This is a genomic window from Mycobacterium sp. GA-1841 (genome assembly GCF_001954135.1).
Classification (GTDB): Bacteria; Actinomycetota; Actinomycetes; order Mycobacteriales; family Mycobacteriaceae; genus Mycobacterium.
On the sequence record NZ_MBEQ01000010.1, the window covers coordinates 37,353 to 53,971 of the forward strand.

General features: G+C 66.6%; 14 protein-coding genes. 10 read left to right on the top strand and 4 right to left on the bottom strand.

Annotated features, from left to right (window positions below; all coding sequences use genetic code 11):
• Positions 1-1,107, bottom strand: coding sequence for an epoxide hydrolase family protein (locus A5740_RS02790; protein WP_076191317.1), 1,107 nt, complete (start codon positions 1,105-1,107; stop codon positions 1-3).
• Positions 1,108-1,129: 22 nt separating this feature from the next.
• Positions 1,130-1,969, bottom strand: a complete 840-nt coding sequence (locus tag A5740_RS02795) for a LuxR C-terminal-related transcriptional regulator (RefSeq protein ID WP_076191318.1) — start codon at positions 1,967-1,969, stop codon at positions 1,130-1,132.
• Positions 1,970-2,028: 59 nt separating this feature from the next.
• Between A5740_RS02795 and A5740_RS02800 the strand changes: the two genes are divergently transcribed.
• Positions 2,029-3,702 (top strand): AMP-binding protein, encoded by a 1,674-nt coding sequence (locus tag A5740_RS02800; protein ID WP_076191320.1) that lies wholly within the window; start codon positions 2,029-2,031, stop codon positions 3,700-3,702.
• A complete protein-coding gene (locus tag A5740_RS02805; RefSeq protein WP_076191322.1) occupies positions 3,699-5,315 on the top strand; it encodes an AMP-binding protein in 1,617 nt (538 codons plus the stop codon). Before A5740_RS02800 ends, A5740_RS02805 begins: the two co-directional genes overlap by 4 nt.
• Position 5,316: 1 nt before the next feature.
• Here the strand turns inward: A5740_RS02805 and A5740_RS02810 are convergent, their stop codons facing one another.
• Positions 5,317-6,822 (bottom strand): HNH endonuclease signature motif containing protein, encoded by a 1,506-nt coding sequence (locus A5740_RS02810; RefSeq protein WP_076191323.1) that lies wholly within the window; start codon positions 6,820-6,822, stop codon positions 5,317-5,319.
• Between the two features lie 106 nt (positions 6,823-6,928).
• Here A5740_RS02810 and A5740_RS02815 point away from each other — a divergent pair, with 106 nt between their 5' ends.
• From A5740_RS02815 to A5740_RS02825, 3 genes are all read left to right on the top strand, one after another.
• Positions 6,929-7,363: a hypothetical protein gene (locus A5740_RS02815; RefSeq protein ID WP_076191325.1), complete on the top strand. Its 435-nt coding sequence runs from the start codon at positions 6,929-6,931 to the stop codon at positions 7,361-7,363.
• Positions 7,364-7,504: 141 nt separating this feature from the next.
• The gene (locus A5740_RS02820; protein WP_076191326.1) at positions 7,505-8,215 is read left to right on the top strand and encodes a hypothetical protein; all 711 of its coding nucleotides are present in this window, start codon (positions 7,505-7,507) and stop codon (positions 8,213-8,215) included.
• Positions 8,216-8,217: 2 nt separating this feature from the next.
• The gene (locus A5740_RS02825) at positions 8,218-10,224 is read left to right on the top strand and encodes a YhgE/Pip domain-containing protein (RefSeq protein ID WP_076191328.1); all 2,007 of its coding nucleotides are present in this window, start codon (positions 8,218-8,220) and stop codon (positions 10,222-10,224) included.
• Positions 10,225-10,231: 7 nt separating this feature from the next.
• Here the strand turns inward: A5740_RS02825 and A5740_RS02830 are convergent, their stop codons facing one another.
• Positions 10,232-11,704: a carboxyl transferase domain-containing protein gene (locus A5740_RS02830; RefSeq protein WP_076191330.1), complete on the bottom strand. Its 1,473-nt coding sequence runs from the start codon at positions 11,702-11,704 to the stop codon at positions 10,232-10,234.
• A gap of 26 nt (positions 11,705-11,730) precedes the next feature.
• On the opposite strand from A5740_RS02830, the gene A5740_RS02835 reads away from it, so the two are divergent.
• From A5740_RS02835 to A5740_RS02855, 5 genes are read left to right on the top strand one after another with little or no spacing between them, the layout of a single operon-like run.
• Positions 11,731-12,462, top strand: coding sequence for an enoyl-CoA hydratase (locus tag A5740_RS02835; RefSeq protein WP_076191331.1), 732 nt, complete (start codon positions 11,731-11,733; stop codon positions 12,460-12,462).
• Position 12,463: 1 nt separating this feature from the next.
• The gene (locus A5740_RS02840) at positions 12,464-13,579 is read left to right on the top strand and encodes an MBL fold metallo-hydrolase (RefSeq protein WP_076191333.1); all 1,116 of its coding nucleotides are present in this window, start codon (positions 12,464-12,466) and stop codon (positions 13,577-13,579) included.
• On the top strand, positions 13,576-15,960 hold the full coding sequence (locus A5740_RS02845) for a cation-translocating P-type ATPase (protein WP_076191335.1): 2,385 nt from the start codon (positions 13,576-13,578) through the stop codon (positions 15,958-15,960). The genes A5740_RS02840 and A5740_RS02845 overlap by 4 nt, the downstream gene beginning before the upstream one ends.
• A 24-nt stretch (positions 15,961-15,984) precedes the next feature.
• A complete protein-coding gene (locus A5740_RS02850) occupies positions 15,985-16,164 on the top strand; it encodes an antitoxin (RefSeq protein WP_076191337.1) in 180 nt (59 codons plus the stop codon).
• 3 nt (positions 16,165-16,167) lie between these two features.
• On the top strand, positions 16,168-16,614 hold the full coding sequence (locus tag A5740_RS02855) for an SRPBCC family protein (protein WP_076191339.1): 447 nt from the start codon (positions 16,168-16,170) through the stop codon (positions 16,612-16,614).
• Positions 16,615-16,619 lie beyond the last annotated feature (5 nt).

The following is a 16,619-nucleotide window of genomic DNA, read 5'->3' on the forward strand; positions in this document are numbered from 1 at the left end:
TCAGCGCACCGTGTCGAAGAACTTCGTCACATCCTCGACGAACAAATCGGGCTGCTCGAAGGCCGCGAAGTGCCCGCCTCGCGGCATCGTCGTGTAATGGGTGACGTTGTAGCCGGTTTCGCACCAACTACGTGGGGCGCGCATGATCTCCAGCGGGAACGACGCGATTCCGGTGGGCAGGCTCACGTATTCGCCGCCGCCCCAGGTGTCGTGGCTTTCCCAGTACAACCGGGCCGAGGAGGCCGCTGACGCGGTGACCCAGTAGAGCATCACGTTGTCCAGCAATTCGTCTCTGGACACGACGTTCTCGGGATGCCCGTCGCAGTCCATCCAGGACCAGAACTTCTCCACGATCCAGGCCAGCTGTCCGACGGGGGAGTCCACCAGGCCGTATCCGAGCGTCTGTGGTCGGGTGGACTGCTGCTTCATGTAGCCCGAATCCCATTTGCGGTAGTGGTCCATCCGGGCCAGTGCCTTCTGCAGGTCCTCGGTCATCTCACCGATGCCGTCGGCGGGGGGCCGGGCGATCGGCATGTTGACGTGGATCCCCACGCACGATCCGACATTTCGGCCGATCTGCGTCGTCACCGCCGCGCCCCAGTCACCGCCCTGTGCGCCGTAGCGGTCATAGCCCAGCCGGGTCATCAACGTGTCCCAGGCCTTGGCGATCTTCTCGATGCCCCATCCGGCCGTGGCCGGCTTGCCGGAGAACCCGTACCCGGGGAGGGAGGGGCACACCACGTCGAACCCGGCTTCGGTCAGGGGCTCGATCACCTTCTGGAATTCGACGATCGATCCGGGCCAGCCGTGGGTGGCCAGCAGCGGGAACGCGTTTTCAGGTCCGGAGCGCTGGTGGATGAAATGGATGTCCAGACCGTCGATTTCGGTGGTGAACTGGTCGAACCGGTTCAGCGCGGCTTCGCGGGCCCGCCAGTCGTATTCGTCGGCCCAATAGGCGGCCAGTTCCCGGGTGTAGGCCAGTGGGATGCCCTGGGTCCAGTCGTCGACGCTCTCGGCTTCGGGCCACCGGGTGCGCTTGAGCCGGGTCTTGAGGTCGTCGAGGTCGGCGTCGGGAACGTCGATGCGGAACGGTTTGATCGGGGCCATGACGTCCAATCTGCCAGAGTGGTCAAGGAATCTGGCGTAGCCGTCGGGCCTTGGACACGGCCTCGTGCCGGTTGCGGGCGCCGAGTTTGGCCGCCGCGCTGCGCAGATAGCTCTTCACCGTTTCGGGTTTCAGAGAAAGACGCTGCGCCGCTTCGGCGTTGGTGCAGCCCAGGGCGACCTGCGCCAACACGTCGACCTCGCGCGACGTCAAAGGGGCACTGGCCGGCGGATCGCCGCGCAACGCCACCGCCAACCGGTCGGCGAGCTCACGCAACGGCCCGGCCAGCTCGGTGCTGTCGGCGGCGAGCCGGCGCAGGTCGGCGTGCACTTCGCGGATCTGCTCGGTGTCGGCGGGGTGATCGGGGAAGTGGGTGAGCGCCGCCTCGCGCATCCGCATCCGCCGGTCCACTTCGTCGCGGACGCGTAGTTCGTCGCTCAACCGTTGTGCCGAGGTCACCATCGCGGCGGCGGTACGACCGCCGATCGGGGCGCTGGTGCGGTGCGCCCCGTACAGCACGGCGCGGGCCTTGCCGTCGACCACCACGGGCACGGCGAGGATCGAGCGGATGCCCTCGGAGAGCACTGGCTCGTCGTAGTCATGCGTGATGGTCGACGCGCGCCGGTAGTCGGGTACCGAGATGGGGCGGCGCGACACCACACTGGCCCCGCCCAACCCCGCGCTGGGTAACACCGCGAGCCCGCGCATGGCGCCGGTGCGGGTGCCGAAGAACTCACTCAACAGCAGGGTGTCGTCCTGCACCTGGCCGCCGAAGGCCAGCGGTAGGCCGGTCTCGCTGGCCATGCGGCGCAGTTCGGCGCGTACCGCGTCGGCGTCACGAGGCCGCAGCAGCCAGGGGCGCATCGCAGGTACCCACTTTCGGGGGTAGCGGTCGGACAAGTGTGACGTAGAGCATAGCTGTCATGACTGACGCCGCGAGCAACACCGACCGCTACCGGGATGCCCGTGACCAGCTGATTGCCGGCGCGGAGTTCACCTGGCCGGACCTCACGGGCACCTTCAACTGGGCCACGGACTGGTTCGACGCCATCGCCCGGGACAACGACCGCACGGCGCTGTGGATCGTCGAGGAGGACGGTTCGGATCAACGGGTGACGTTCGCCGAGATGGCGCAGCGCTCTGACCGCGTCGCGACGTGGTTGCAGGGCCTGGGCATGTCGAAGGGTGACCGGGTCGTCCTCATGCTGGGTAATCAGGTCGAGTTGTGGGAGGCCATGTTGGCCATCGCCAAGCTGGGCGCGGTCATCATGCCGACCACCGGTGCGCTGGGGCCGGCCGACCTGTCGGATCGCATCATGCGCGGCGGTGCCGCGTTCGTCGTCGCCAACGCAGCCGACACGGCCAAGTTCGCCGACGTGCCCGGTGACTACACCCGCATCGTGGTGGGTGAGGCGGTGCCGGGCTGGCGTGCATACCGTGACGCCGGTGCGGTCGAGCCGCAGCGGTTCGGGCCGTGCACCACGGTCGACGACCCGATGCTCGTGTACTTCACCTCCGGCACCACCAGCAAGCCGAAGCTCGTCGAGCATTCCCAGGTCAGTTATCCCGTCGGGCATCTGACCACGATGGCCTGGATCGGGGTGAAGCCCGGCGATGTGCACCTGGCGATCAGCTCACCGGGTTGGGCCAAGCACGCCTGGAGTTGTTTCTTCGCACCGTGGATCGCCGAGGCGACGATCTTCGTCTACAACTACCGGCGGTTCGATGCGGCAGCGCTGCTGGGTCAGTTGCGACGGGCCGGGGTGAACACGTTCTGTGCGCCGCCGACGGTGTGGCGCATGTTGATCCAGTCCGATCTGGGTGACCGGCCCGCGGGGCTGCGCGAGATTCTGGGTGCCGGTGAACCACTGAATCCCGACGTGATCGCCCGGGTCGAGAAGGCGTGGGGGCTGACGATCCGGGACGGGTTCGGCCAGACCGAGACCACCCTGCAAATTGGCAACATCCCGGGTCAACCGGTGAAGCCGGGGTCGATGGGCCGGCCGTTGCCCGGGGTCCCGGTGGTGCTGGTGGATCCGATCACCGGCACGCCCGCCGACGAGGGGGAGATCTGCTTGGACCTGGCGGCGCATCCGCGCAATCTGATGACGGGGTACCTCGGTGACCCGCAACGTAACGAGGCCGTGATGGCCGGCGGCTACTACCACACCGGCGACGTGGCCAGCCGGGACGAGGACGGCTACATCACCTACATCGGGCGCACCGACGACGTGTTCAAGTGCAGTGACTACAAGGTCTCACCGTTCGAGTTGGAGAGCGTGCTGATCGAGCACCCGGCCGTGGTGGAGGCCGCAGTGGTTCCGCAACCCGACGACACCCGGTTGGCTGTGCCCAAGGCGTATGTTGCGCTGGCCGATGGCTGGGAAGCGAACGCGGCCACCGCAAAAGACGTCATGGCCTATGCCCGCGACCATCTGGCGCCATACCTCAAGGTCCGCCGGGTGGAGTTCGTCGACCTGCCCAAGACCATCTCCGGCAAGATCCGCCGGGTGGAGCTGCGACACCGTGAAGATGCGGCTCATCAAGCAGGCCAACCGATTTCCACCGAATACCGATACGAGGACCTACTCGGATGACGTCATACGATGCCGGCCCGGTGGATGTGCCGGTGCTCGAGGAAACCCTGGGAGCCAACTTCGAACGCATGGTGGTGGAAGGGCCGGACGCCGCGGCGCTGGTCGAGGTGCAGACCGGACGACGCTGGACCTACGCCGAACTCAACGACGAAGTGGACTCGGTGGCACGAGGACTCATGGCCTCCGGGGTGGCGAAAGGTGATCGGGTCGGCATCTGGGCCCCCAACTGTGCCGAATGGGTGATCCTGCAACTGGCCACAGCCAAGATCGGGGCGATCCTGGTCAACATCAACCCGGCCTACCGTACCCACGAGTTGGCCTACGTGCTCAAGCAATCCGGTGTGCGCACGCTCGTCGCCACGACCGCGTTCAAGTCCTCCGACTACGTGGCGATGGTGGCCGAGGTCCAATCGGATTGCCCCGACCTCGTCGACGTGATCTTCCTCGGCACGCTCGATTGGGACCGGCTGCACACCGAGCAGGTCGACGACAGTCAGTTGCGGGCCCGGGCCGGTGAGCTGTCGAACACCGACCCGATCAACATCCAATACACCTCGGGCACAACCGGATTTCCGAAAGGAGCGACGCTCAGCCACCGCAACATTCTCAACAACGGATTCTTCGTCGGCGGTCTGATCAACCTCGGACCGGACGACCGCGTCTGTATCCCTGTGCCCTTCTATCACTGTTTCGGCATGGTGATGGGCAATCTCGGCGCGCTCACGCATGGAGCGGCCATCGTGATCCCCGCACCGAGTTTCGACCCCGGCATCACCCTGGCCGCGGTGGAAGCCGAAGCATGCACCGCGCTGTACGGCGTGCCGACGATGTTCATCGCGATGCTCGGCCATCCCGACTTCACCGACTTCGAGCTGTCCACACTGCGCACCGGGATCATGGCGGGCTCGGTCTGCCCGGTCGAGGTGATGAAGCGGGTGGTGGCAGACATGCACATGGCCGAGGTGGCGATTTGTTACGGCATGACCGAGACCTCGCCGGTGTCGTGTCAGACGCTTGTCGACGACGATCTGGAGCGCCGTACCGCCACGATCGGCCGGGCTCATCCACACCTCGAGATCAAGATCGTCGATCCGGACACCGGCGAGACGGTGGAACGCGGGCAGCCCGGTGAATTCTGTACGCGCGGTTACTCGGTGATGCTGGGCTACTGGGATGAACCGGCCAAAACTGCCGAGGCGATCGACACCGACGGCTGGATGCACACCGGAGACCTGGCGGTGATGCGTGAGGACGGTTACTGCACGGTGGTCGGCCGGATCAAAGACATGGTGATCCGCGGCGGCGAGAACATCTATCCCCGGGAGATCGAGGAATTTCTCTACACCCATCCCGACATCGACGATGCCCAGGTGATCGGGGTGCCCGATGAGCGGTATGGCGAGGAGGTGTGCGCCTGGATCCGGATGAAGCCCGGACGTACTCCGCTGGATGCCGAGGGGTTACGGACATTCGCCACCGGCAAGCTGGCGCACTACAAGATCCCACGTTATGTCCTTGTCGTGGAACAGTTCCCGATGACCGTCACCGGCAAGATCCGCAAGGTCGACATGCGGAATGACAGCGTCAAGCTGCTCGGGCTCGACTCTCGGTAGGTCAGAACGGAGGTGGCGGTCCGTATTCTTCGGCGAACCAGATTTGATATTGCCGTTCGACGTCGAGGTCGTTGTTGATTTCGGCGCGGAAGCGGCGTTCTTCGGCGATGCGTTCTTGGCGTTCCTGTTCGCGGGTGTGGCTGCGTTTGGGCATTTTCATGCCGCGGTTGGGATGGGGTGTTTCGGGCTGGGGTTCGGGGAGGTTCCCGGTCGACTGGGCCAGGGTGGGGAACATGGCCGCGCCGTGGGGTTCGGTGGTATAGGTGTGCCCGGTGGGTGTGGTGAATTCCACTGTGCCGTCGGGTGATTGGCGGTCAGCCCAGCCGGGGCAGAAAGTTTTGAGCAAATGATGTGCGCGGCAATACAATTTGTTGTTCGACGGATGTGTCGGCCCGGCCGGATAGGGCTCGGTGTGGTCGATGTCGCAGCGCTGCGCGGGGGCATTGCAACCCGGGAACCGGCATGTCAGATCGCGCCAGAAGATGAACTCCCGCAACGCCGTCGAGGGCCGGTAGCCCGGTCCGCCCGAGACTGTGGGGAAGGTGTCGGATTCTCCCGGCCCGGTGGTGTCAGTGTCCGTGGTGTCAGTGTCAGCGGAGTCGGGGCCTGTGGGCACCGGCACCCGCACTGGTTTGACGGTGGCCGTTTTCGCCAGATCCCGCACCGCTTGGGCGGGCAGGATCCCATGCCCGCGCAGATACCCCGGATTGTCGGAGGCTCCCTGCAGGGTGGATTCCTCGGCGAGCACATGAACCAGCGCGGCGTCGGCGGCGGCCCGGTTCTGTGAGGCGGTGCAATCCGGTAAGCCGCAGCGACACGGCAGCTGAGCTTCCATCCGCGCCAGCGGCCCGCACGCATCCGCACGTCGCTGATCCAGGCTGCGCGGATCATTCGCGCACACCGTGCGGGCCAGGGCGTCGAGGCGTTGATCCAAAGCGGTGCCGTCGACGGCATCGAGGTTGGCCCACACCGACGCCCTGCCCGGGCTGGCGGGTTCGATTTGGACGAACCGGTCCTCGTTGGGGTTGGGCGGGACTCGTTGTCCGTTGGGGTCGAGTTTGATCACCCATTGGTCGATGCGGTCACGCAGTTGACGTTCGGACAGCCGCATCCAGCGATGCGCGCGGGCGGCCAGTTCCGTATCGAGGGCCGCCCACACCGAGGAATCGACGTTGTCGGTGCGCGAGATCAGGGCGCGCACCACCCGGTAGTCGATGTCCCCGGCAGCCAACCGGGCAGCGACCTGGGGCAGTTTGTCGCGCAGCACCCGGGCGTGATGGATCAGGGTGCCTGCGCGGTTGCGGCTGATCCGCAGCGCGGCCGAGATTTCGGCGGCCACCTCTTCGAACGGATCGGTCCGCCAATACACCGTTTCGGCCAGCTCGCGTTCCCGGCGGGTGTCCAACGCGCCGATGGCGGTCAGCCGGGCAGCGATCGCCATTGATTCCGCGCGGGCAGCTGCGCTGATCTTGTCGATCAGCTCGGCGGCAGAATCGGTGTCGAACACATGTTCGATTATGCCACATCGGGACGACAACCGCAGCAATCTCTCGGCATCGATAGAGCCGAGCGTTCCGTCAGCGCACCCACCTCATTCCTGCGACGATTACAGGATGACCGCTGCGCACAGGGCCGCCGTCCTCGGACGGCGCACCTGTGCGGGCCTCGCGGCCTGTTCAGCGGCGTTGCATGTCGTCGTGCTGACGCACACCGTCAACCCGGTGGCCTGGACTGTGCTGGCCGTGATGATCGTCGGCTGTCTGTTTTGTGCGCGTGACCTGTGGCAGCGCGGTAGCCCAGGCGTCTGGTGCGCCGTCGCGTTGATGAACCTGGCGATGGTTGCCGTGCACACGCCGATGCCCGCGCATCAGCACAGGGCCGGCCCGGTCACGGCTGCAGCGCCGTCCACGGTGATGACGGCAACGATGCTGCTGGCCCTCGTGGAGGTCGTGATCGCCGGGATCGTTCTCTGCTATTGCACCCGCAACCGCTCACAGATCGAGTGTCACGCCGACCCCGGCCTCCAGCATGGCCTGGTGGACGGCTGACCCTGCGGCCATGTCGCACACCGCCATTCCGGTGTTGCCGTTCACGATCAACTGGTCGTGGCCATCGGGGTGTGGCTGGGAACCGCACTGAGTAGGTCGCCATTGGCCCAGTTGGACGCCTCGATGTGTTGAGATTGGCTCATGCCTGAGCAAAGTCCCGAGCTCGCCGTCACCGCGCGTGCGATCACGATGCGTGGGCCTTGGGGTCCGGTGTACGGTCCGATCGATCTGGACGTCGCCGACGGTGGCGTCACGGTGTTGGTGGCGCCCGCGGGCACCGGCCGCACCGCGTTGCTGATGACGCTGGCCGGGCGGATGAAGGCGGTCAGCGGTCAGTTGAGCGTATTCGGACGCACCCGGGCGACCGATATCTTCCGGACCGCGGCGCTGGCCGGGATCGATGAACTGGACACGGTCTCGGAGTCGGTGACGGTGCGCGACCTGGTCACCGAGCAACGCCGTTGGGACGCACCGTGGTACACGCTGGTGGGTCGCTCCCGACGAGATGATCTGGACGCGATGTGCGCCCCGGTGTTCGGTGATCTGCCGTTGCCGTCGTTGACCGAGTACTTCGACGGGCTCACCGAGCTCGATCAAATCCTGCTGCGTATCGCGCTGGCCAATACCGCGACCCCGCCGTTGCTCGTGGTCGGCAATCTCGACCATCTGACCGATGACCGGAATCGAGATGTCCTGCTGGAGCGCTTGATCGCGCTCGGAGAGAAACAAACCGTGGTCACCGCGACGGTCAACGGGGTGCCGGATCATCTGGCCTCGGCCGTGCGGGCCCAGATCACCGTGTCCAACACCACCCCGGCCGAGCTGGCCGGTGTGCAGAAAGGCGGCAAGTAGTCATGTTGGCCGGAATGTCGTTGGGTACCGACCTCAAGCGCTTTTCCCGCGGCACGATGCCGCGGATTGCGCTGGTGACGGTCATCCTGCTGCCGCTGCTGTACGGGGCGATGTATCTCTGGGCGTTCTGGAACCCGTTCGGTGAGGTGAGCAAGGTTCCGGTGGCGTTGGTCAACGAGGACCGGGGGACGGTCGTCGAAGGCCAGCAGATCACGGCCGGTGACGAGGTCGCCGATGCATTGGTGGACTCGGGACAACTTCAGCTGCACCGGGTTTCGGCCCAGGAGGCGGCCGACGGGGTGGCCGACGGCAAGTACTACTTCTCGATCACCCTGCCCGAGGACTTCAGCACCAGCATCTCGTCGCCGGCCGGTGGCTCGCCGCATCAGGCCGACGTCGTGTTCACCTTCAACGACGCCAACAATTACCTGGGTTCGATCATCGGTCAGAACGCCGCCCGCGAGGTGATCAACCAGATCAACGCAAAGGTCGGTGAGCGCACGGTCGGCACGGTGTTGACGGGGTTGACCGACGCCGGCGCCGGCCTGAAGAAAGCGGCGGACGGCGCGCAGCAGTTGGCCACCGGCAGTGCCGCGGCCAACGACGGAGCGCACCGGTTGTCCACCGGCGCCGACGCCCTGACCGCCGGCCTGATCACGGCGCGTGATGGGTCCGCGCAGCTGGCCGCGGGCACCCGGCAGTTGTCGACAGCGGTCACCAGCGCGACCGATCCGCTGTTGACGGTGCTCGATCGGGTCAGCGGTTTGGGCCTGGACCCCAATGAGGTCGGCATGGCCGCGCAGCGGTTGTCCGGTGCGGTGCGTTCGACCACCGACCGCATCGCGGCGCTGAACATCGACCAGGCCCAGGCTGCCGCGATCGTCGACCAGGCCGTCGGTTTCCTGCGCAACAGCCCCGATCCCACGGTGCGCGACACCGGTGAGTTCCTGGCCGGCGCGCAGCGGCTGCTCCAGGCCCGCGGTATCGACCCGACCACGGATGAGGGGCTGATCCGGCTGCGCGACAACGCCGCACAGCTGGAGAACGAACTCGGTGATCCCAACAGCAAACTGCGGACGTTCATCACCAGGGCGCTCGACGGCGGCCTGCGCTCCGACGTCGTCAAACTGCGTGACGGGGCGCAGCAGCTCAACACCGGTGCCCACGCGCTCAACAAGGGCCTGGTGCAGCTGGCCAACGGCGGCCGTCAATTGTCCAGTGGTGCACATGAACTCGCTGCGGGCACCGACAAGCTCGCGGCCGGCAATCAGCAGTTGGCCACCGCACTCGAGCAGGGGTCGACGCAGGTGCCGTCCTGGACCCCGCAGCAGCGCACGGACGTGGCACGAACCCTGGCCGCGCCGGTGGCCCTGGACATCCAGACGCACAATCCGGCCGCCACGTTCGGTACGGGTTTCGCGCCGTTCTTCCTGCCGCTGGCGTTGTTCATCGGCGCTCTGATCATCTGGATGTTGTTGCAGCCCCTGCAGTCCCGCCCCGTGGTCAACGGGTTGGGCGCGTTGCGGGTGGTGCTGGCCTCCTACTGGCCTGCGCTGCTGATCGTGCTGTGCCAGGTGGTGGTGATGTACGCGGTGGTGCATTTCGGGGTGGGGCTGCAGGCCAAGTACCCGCTGGCCACGGTGGCGTTCCTGTTGTTGGTGGCGGGCACGTTCCTGGCGTTGATCCAGGCGTTCAACGCACTGTTCGGGGTGTCGGTGGGCCGGGTGGTGACGCTGGCCTTCCTGATGCTGCAGCTGGTGTCGGCCGGTGGCATCTATCCGGTCGAGACCACGGCCAAACCGTTCCAGATCCTGCACCCGGTCGATCCGATGACATACGCGGTCAACGGGCTTCGACAGTTGATCGTCGGCGGCATCGACTCGCGGTTGTGGATCGCGATCGCGGTGTTGGCCGGTGTGCTGGCCGCCTCCCTGGCCGCAAGTTCCTGGGCGGCCAGACGCAACCGGCAGTACACCATGGACCGATTACATCCACCGATCGAAGTGTGACCCCAGATCAGCCCAACCCGATCCGCCGGTAGCGGTCCAACCGGGTCTGCAGCCGTGCGTCGCCGGGCACCGCACGCAACGCGGCCAGTTCACCGGCGATGGCTGTCGAGAGCCGCTCTGTGAAGGCCTTTGGTTCGTCGGCGGCGTCGGAATGCTCGGGCACGATTACGTCGACGATGCCGTGGCGCAACAGGTCGGTGGACCGAACACCCTGTGCGGCAGCCAGTTCCGCGGCGTGGTCGGTGTCGCGGTAGACGATCGCGCTGGCACCTTCCGGCGGCAGTGGGGCCAGCCAGCCGTTCGCCGCGGCCAGCACCCGGTCGGCCGGCACCATCGCCAGGGCCGGCCCGCCGCTGCCCTGACCCATCAGCACCGACACGGTCGGGGTGTCGAGGGTGACCAATTCGGCCAGGCACCGGGCGATCTCACCGGCCAGCCCGCCCTGCTCGGCCTCGATCGACAGAGCTGGTCCCGGGGTGTCGATCACGAGCACCAGCGGCAGCTGCAACCCGGCCGCCAATGCCATCCCGCGTCGGGCCTCGCGTAGCGCGCCGGGGCCGACCAGTCCGCCCACGACGCGGCGCTGGCCCAGCACCACCGCGGGTTGTCCACCGAACCGCGCCAGCGCCAGCAACATCGTGGCGGCCTCGCCGCGTTCGGTGCCGGACAGCAGCACCCGGTCCGTCGCGCCATGACGCAGGAGATGCCCGACGCCGGGCCGGTCCGGCCGCCGCGAGGCCTGCACCGAGTCCCAGGCCGGCACGTCGGGCATCGGCTCGGGGACCGTGGCGGCCGGGGGCGGGGCCGGAGGATCCAGGACCACCCGCAGCGTGCGGTCCAGCGTCTCGCGCAGCAGCGCCAGTGGCACCACACCGTCGATGACACCGTGGGCGTGCAGGTTCTCGGCGGTCTGCACGCCGGACGGAAACGGTTCGCCGTACAGGTGTTCATACACGCGCGGCCCCAGGAAACCGATCAGCGCTCCGGGCTCGGCGGCGGTGACGTGTCCGAGCGAACCCCAGGACGCGAACACTCCGCCGGTGGTGGGGTGGCGCAGGTACACCAGGTAGGGCAGATGGGCTTGTTTGTGCAGCTCGACGGCGGCGGCGATCTTCACCATCTGCAGGAACGCCACGGTGCCTTCCTGCATGCGGGTTCCGCCGGAACTCGGCGACGCCAGCAGCGGCAGTCCCTCGGCGGTGGCCCGGGTCACCGCGGCGGTGATCCGCTCGGCCGCGGCCACCCCGATCGACCCGGCCAGGAAGTCGAACTCGCAGACCACCACGGCCACGCGTCGGCCGAAGATGGTGCCCTCACCCGTCAGCACCGATTCGTCCAGCCCGGTCTTGGCGGTGGCTTCGGCCAGTTCACGGCGATAGTCCTCGCTGCTGGCGACCTGCAGGGGCGGGGCGTCCCAGCTACGGAAGGAACCGTCGTCCAGAACTGCATCACGAAGCGCGCGGGCGCCGATCCGACTCACAGTTCGACCCTATATAGGCTGGCCACATGATTGGTGTCACCAGAGATGGCAATGTCCTGACCCTGGAACTGCAACGCGAAGAGCGGCGCAACGCGCTGAACTGCGAGCTTCTCGACAGCCTGCGGGTGGCGGTGGAGAACGCCGCGTCCGAGGATGTCCGGGCCATCGTGCTCACCGGCGCCGGCACGGTGTTCAGCGCCGGTGCCGATTTGTCCGGCGACGCATTCGCCGCCGAGCTGCCCGACAAGGCCCTGGCGCTGAACCTGGCGATCGACAAGACGCCGGTTCCGGTCATCGGCGCGATCAACGGCCCGGCGATCGGCGCGGGCGTCATCCTGGCCATGATCTGCGATCTGCGGGTGGTGGCCCCCGACGCCTACTTCCAGTTCCCGGTCGCGAAATATGGTCTGGCCCTGGATAACTGGAGCATTCGGCGGTTGACTTCGCTGGTCGGTTATGGCCGGGCGCGGGGGATGTTGCTCGCGGCCGAGAGGCTTTCCTCCGACACCGCGCTGCAGACCGGGATGGCCAACCGCATCGGCACGCTGGCCGACGCGCAGAAGTGGGCCGGTGAGATCGCCGGTTTCGCCCCGCTGGCGCTGCAGCACGCCAAACGTGTGCTCAACGACGACGGTGCCTACGAAGAGCCGTGGCCTGCGCACAAGGAACTGTTCGACAAGGCGTGGGCGAGCCCCGACGTCATCGAGGCGCAGGTGGCGCGCGTCGAGAAGCGGCCGCCCAACTTCACCGGGGCCTGACATGCTGCGGGCTGCGCTGCAGGTGGCCACCAGGTCAGCCTCGCTGCTGGCCGGCGGGTGGTTGTTGCGTGCATTGAACGGGACGTATGCCTCGGTGGGCGCCCTTCCTCGCGACATCCGCCCGGTGGCGCAGCGCTCCCTTCAGTACGCCGACGGTGTGTTCGTCAACATCGAGCCTTCCGCACCGGGTATCAGCCTGAGCCGGGAAGAGCAGCGCATGTTGATCACCGAGATGTTCGGGTCTCGCGGACAGAGCCGGCCATCCGGGCCGATCCCGCTTGCCGATCCTCTCGAAGGTGAGGGTGGCACGGCGGCATCAGCTGCGGTGTCCTGGTACGGCCACTCCACCGCGCTGGTCGAGATCGATGGTTACCGGGTGCTGACCGACCCGATCTGGAGTGACCGGTGCTCACCGTCGCGCCTCGTCGGCCCGCAACGGCTCCATGAGCCGCCGCTTCCGCTGGAGGCGCTGCCCGCGGTCGATGCCGTGCTGATCAGCCATGATCACTACGACCATCTCGACATCGACACCGTGCTCGGATTGGCCCGTACCCAGCGGGCGCCGTTCTTGGTGCCGCTGGGTATCGGTGCGCATCTGCGTAAGTGGCGGATCCCCGAGAACCGGATCGTCGAACTGGATTGGAACGAGAGTCACCGGGTCGGTGACCTCACCCTGGTGTGTACGCCGGCGCGGCATTTCTCCGGGCGGCTGTTCCAGCGCAACACCACCCTGTGGGCCTCCTGGGCGATCGTCGGACCGCAACACCGGGCGTTCTTCGGCGGGGATACCGGCTATACCAAGAGTTTCTCCGAAATCGGTGCGGAGTACGGGCCTTTCGATCTGACCCTGTTGCCGGTCGGCGCGTATCACCCGGCCTGGCCGGACATCCACATGAATCCCGAGGAGGCGGTGCGTGCCCATTTGGATGTCACCGACAACGGATTGTTGGTGCCGGTGCACTGGGCGACGTTCCGGCTGGCTCCACATCCCTGGGCTGAGCCGGTGCGGCGCCTGCTGACGGCGGCCGATCCGGCGGGCGTCCAGGTCGCCGTGCCGCGGCCGGGCCAGCGGGTGGACCCGGGGTCACCCGCGGTCGATCCGTGGTGGGAGTTGTGACGACGATCAACGCCGTCGGTCTCACCGATGCCGACGTGGCGCAGCGGGTGGCCGAGGGCAAGAGCAACGACGTCCCGACGCGCGCGGCCCGCAGCATCTCCGAGATCGTCCGCGGCAACGTCTTCACGCGCATCAACGCGATCCTCGGTGTGTTGTTTCTGATCGTGCTGTCCACCGGGTCGTTGATCAACGGCGCTTTCGGCCTGCTGATCATCGCCAACAGCGCGATCGGCATCATCCAGGAGATCCGGGCCAAGCAGACTTTGGACAAGCTCGCCATCGTCGGGCAGGCCCGCCCCACCGTGCGCCGGGCGTCGGGCAGTCGTGACGTGCTGCCCAGCGAGGTGGTGCTCGACGACATCATCGAACTCGGCCCTGGCGATCAGATCGTGGTCGACGGCGAGGTCATCGAGGAATCCAACCTTGAGATCGACGAGTCCCTGCTGACCGGTGAGGCCGATCCGATCGCCAAAGATGTCGGCGATGCGGTGATGTCGGGCAGTTTCGTGGTGTCGGGGTCGGGCGCCTACCGGGCCACCAAGGTGGGCCATGAGGCGTATGCCGCCAAGCTCGCCGAGGAGGCTTCCAAGTTCACCTTGGTGAAATCCGAACTGCGCAACGGGATCAACAAGATCCTGCAGTTCATCACCTACCTGCTGGTGCCGGCGGGGCTGCTCACCATCTACACCCAGCTGTTCACCACCGGTGCCGATTGGCACGAGGCCGTGCTGCGCATGGTGGGGGCGCTGGTGCCGATGGTGCCCGAGGGCCTGGTGCTGATGACCTCGATCGCGTTCGCGGTCGGCGTGGTGCGGTTGGGGCGGCGCCAATGTCTGGTCAACGAACTACCGGCGATCGAAGGCCTGGCCCGGGTCGACGTGGTGTGCGCGGACAAGACCGGCACCCTCACCGAAAACGGTATGCGGGTGAGCGATCTCAAACGTTGCCACGAGGACCAGGAAGACACTGTGGCCGCGGTGCTGGCGCAGTTGGCCGCAGACGATGCCCGGCCGAACGCCAGCATGCTGGCCATCGCCGAGGCCTACGCGACGCCACCCGGATGGACCGCGACCGCGACGGCCCCGTTCAAGTCCGCCACCAAATGGAGTGGCGCGTCCTACGGCGAGCACGGCAACTGGGTGATCGGCGCGCCGGATGTGCTGCTGGATCCCAGCTCACCGGTGGCCGAGCAGGCCGAGCAGATCGGCGCCCAGGGGTTGCGGGTGTTGCTGGTCGGCTCTTCGGATCTGGCGGTCGACGCTTCGCAGGCACCCGGCACCGTCACCCCCGTGGCGCTCGTGGTGCTGGAGCAGCGAATCCGTCCTGACGCCGGCGATACACTCGATTACTTTGGTTCCCAGCATGTTTCGGTCAAGGTGATCTCCGGTGACAACGCGGTGTCGGTGGGCGCGGTTGCGGGCAAGCTGGGCCTGCATGGCGAGACGATGGATGCCCGCAAGTTGCCGCAGGAACCCGAGCAGCTGGCCGACGCTCTGGACGAGTACACCACCTTCGGCCGGGTGCGTCCGGACCAGAAGCGGGCGATGGTGCACGCCCTGCAGTCGCGCGGGCACACCGTGGCCATGACCGGTGACGGCGTCAACGACGTGCTCGCGCTCAAAGACGCCGACATCGGCGTCGCGATGGGTTCGGGCAGCTCGGCCTCGCGTGCCGTGGCGCAGATCGTCTTGTTGGACAACAAGTTCGCCACCCTGCCGTACGTGGTGGGGGAGGGCCGACGGGTGATCGGCAACATCGAGCGGGTCTCGAACCTGTTTCTCACCAAGACCGTGTACTCGGTGCTGCTGGCCGTCTTGGTCGGGTTGGCCGGATTGTCCTCGAAGTGGTTCGACACCGATCCGCTGCTGTTCCCGTTCCAGCCGATCCACGTCACGATCGCGGCCTGGTTCACCATCGGCATCCCGGCGTTCATCCTCTCGCTGGCCCCCAACAACGAACGGGCCCACACGGGTTTCGTACGCCGGGTGATGATCGCCGCGCTGCCCTCGGGCCTGGTGGTCGGCACCGTCACGTTCATCTCGTACCTGGTGGCCTATCAGGGCCGCGAAGCAAACCCGGTCGAGCAGACGCAGGCCTCCACGGCGGCGTTGATCACGCTGCTGGTGTCCTCGCTGTGGGTGCTGTCGGTGGTGGCCCGGCCCTACGAATGGTGGCGCGTCGCGCTGGTGGCATTCTCGGCGCTGGCTTATGTGCTGATCTTCAGTTTGCCGCTGGCGCAGCGACTGTTCATGTTGGATCCGTCGAATCTCAAGGTCACCGCGATCGCGCTGGGTATCGGCCTGATCGGGGCCTCGCTGATCGAGGTGCTGTGGTGGGTCCAGGGCATGGTGTTGGGCGAGAAGCGGCGGTTGTGGAGATAGCTGGCACGACGATAGGGTGGACTGATGGGATTCCTGGACAAGGCAAAAGACCTGCTGTCGCAGAATGCCGACAAGGTCGAGCAGGCCATCGACAAGGCCGGTGACATCGTCGACGAGAAGACGCAGGGCAAGTATTCGGGAGCGGTCGACAAGGCGCAGGAAGCTGCCAAGAACGCCGTCAACAAGGCAGATCCTCAGCAGTAACTCATGGCCAAATTGTCTGTCTCCGTTGATGTCCCGTTGCCGCCGGAGAAGGCGTGGGAGTACGCCTCTGATCTGTCCCGTTACGACGAATGGCTCAGTATCCACCGGGCCTGGCGGTCGAAGTTGCCCGAAACCCTGGAGAAGGGCACGGTGATCGACTCGATCGTCGAGGTCAAGGGCATGTTGAACCGGGTGAAGTGGACGCTGGTCAACTACAAGCCACCGCAGTCGCTGACGCTGAACGGCGACGGCCGCGGCGGGGTGAAGGTCAAGCTGATCGGCAAGATCAGCCCGGCCACGGTGGATGGAGGCGACGGGGCCAAGGTGTCCTTCGACGTTCACCTCGGCGGGCCGGCGCTGTTCGGGCCGATCGGCATGGTGGTGGCCGCCGCGCTCAAGGGCGATATTCAGCAGTCGCTGAACAAGTTCAAGGCGCTCTACGCGTCGTAGCCGCT

Coding starts and splice junctions, on each gene's coding strand:
- A5740_RS02835 (WP_076191331.1), top strand. CDS start 11,731: ATGATTGGTGTCACCAGAGATGGCAATGTCCTGACCCTGGAACTGCAA.
- A5740_RS02855 (WP_076191339.1), top strand. CDS start 16,168: ATGGCCAAATTGTCTGTCTCCGTTGATGTCCCGTTGCCGCCGGAGAAG.
- A5740_RS02800 (WP_076191320.1), top strand. CDS start 2,029: ATGACTGACGCCGCGAGCAACACCGACCGCTACCGGGATGCCCGTGAC.
- A5740_RS02840 (WP_076191333.1), top strand. CDS start 12,464: ATGCTGCGGGCTGCGCTGCAGGTGGCCACCAGGTCAGCCTCGCTGCTG.
- A5740_RS02795 (WP_076191318.1), bottom strand. CDS start 1,969: ATGCGCCCCTGGCTGCTGCGGCCTCGTGACGCCGACGCGGTACGCGCC.
- A5740_RS02815 (WP_076191325.1), top strand. CDS start 6,929: ATGACCGCTGCGCACAGGGCCGCCGTCCTCGGACGGCGCACCTGTGCG.
- A5740_RS02850 (WP_076191337.1), top strand. CDS start 15,985: ATGGGATTCCTGGACAAGGCAAAAGACCTGCTGTCGCAGAATGCCGAC.
- A5740_RS02825 (WP_076191328.1), top strand. CDS start 8,218: ATGTTGGCCGGAATGTCGTTGGGTACCGACCTCAAGCGCTTTTCCCGC.
- A5740_RS02805 (WP_076191322.1), top strand. CDS start 3,699: ATGACGTCATACGATGCCGGCCCGGTGGATGTGCCGGTGCTCGAGGAA.
- A5740_RS02790 (WP_076191317.1), bottom strand. CDS start 1,107: ATGGCCCCGATCAAACCGTTCCGCATCGACGTTCCCGACGCCGACCTC.
- A5740_RS02820 (WP_076191326.1), top strand. CDS start 7,505: ATGCCTGAGCAAAGTCCCGAGCTCGCCGTCACCGCGCGTGCGATCACG.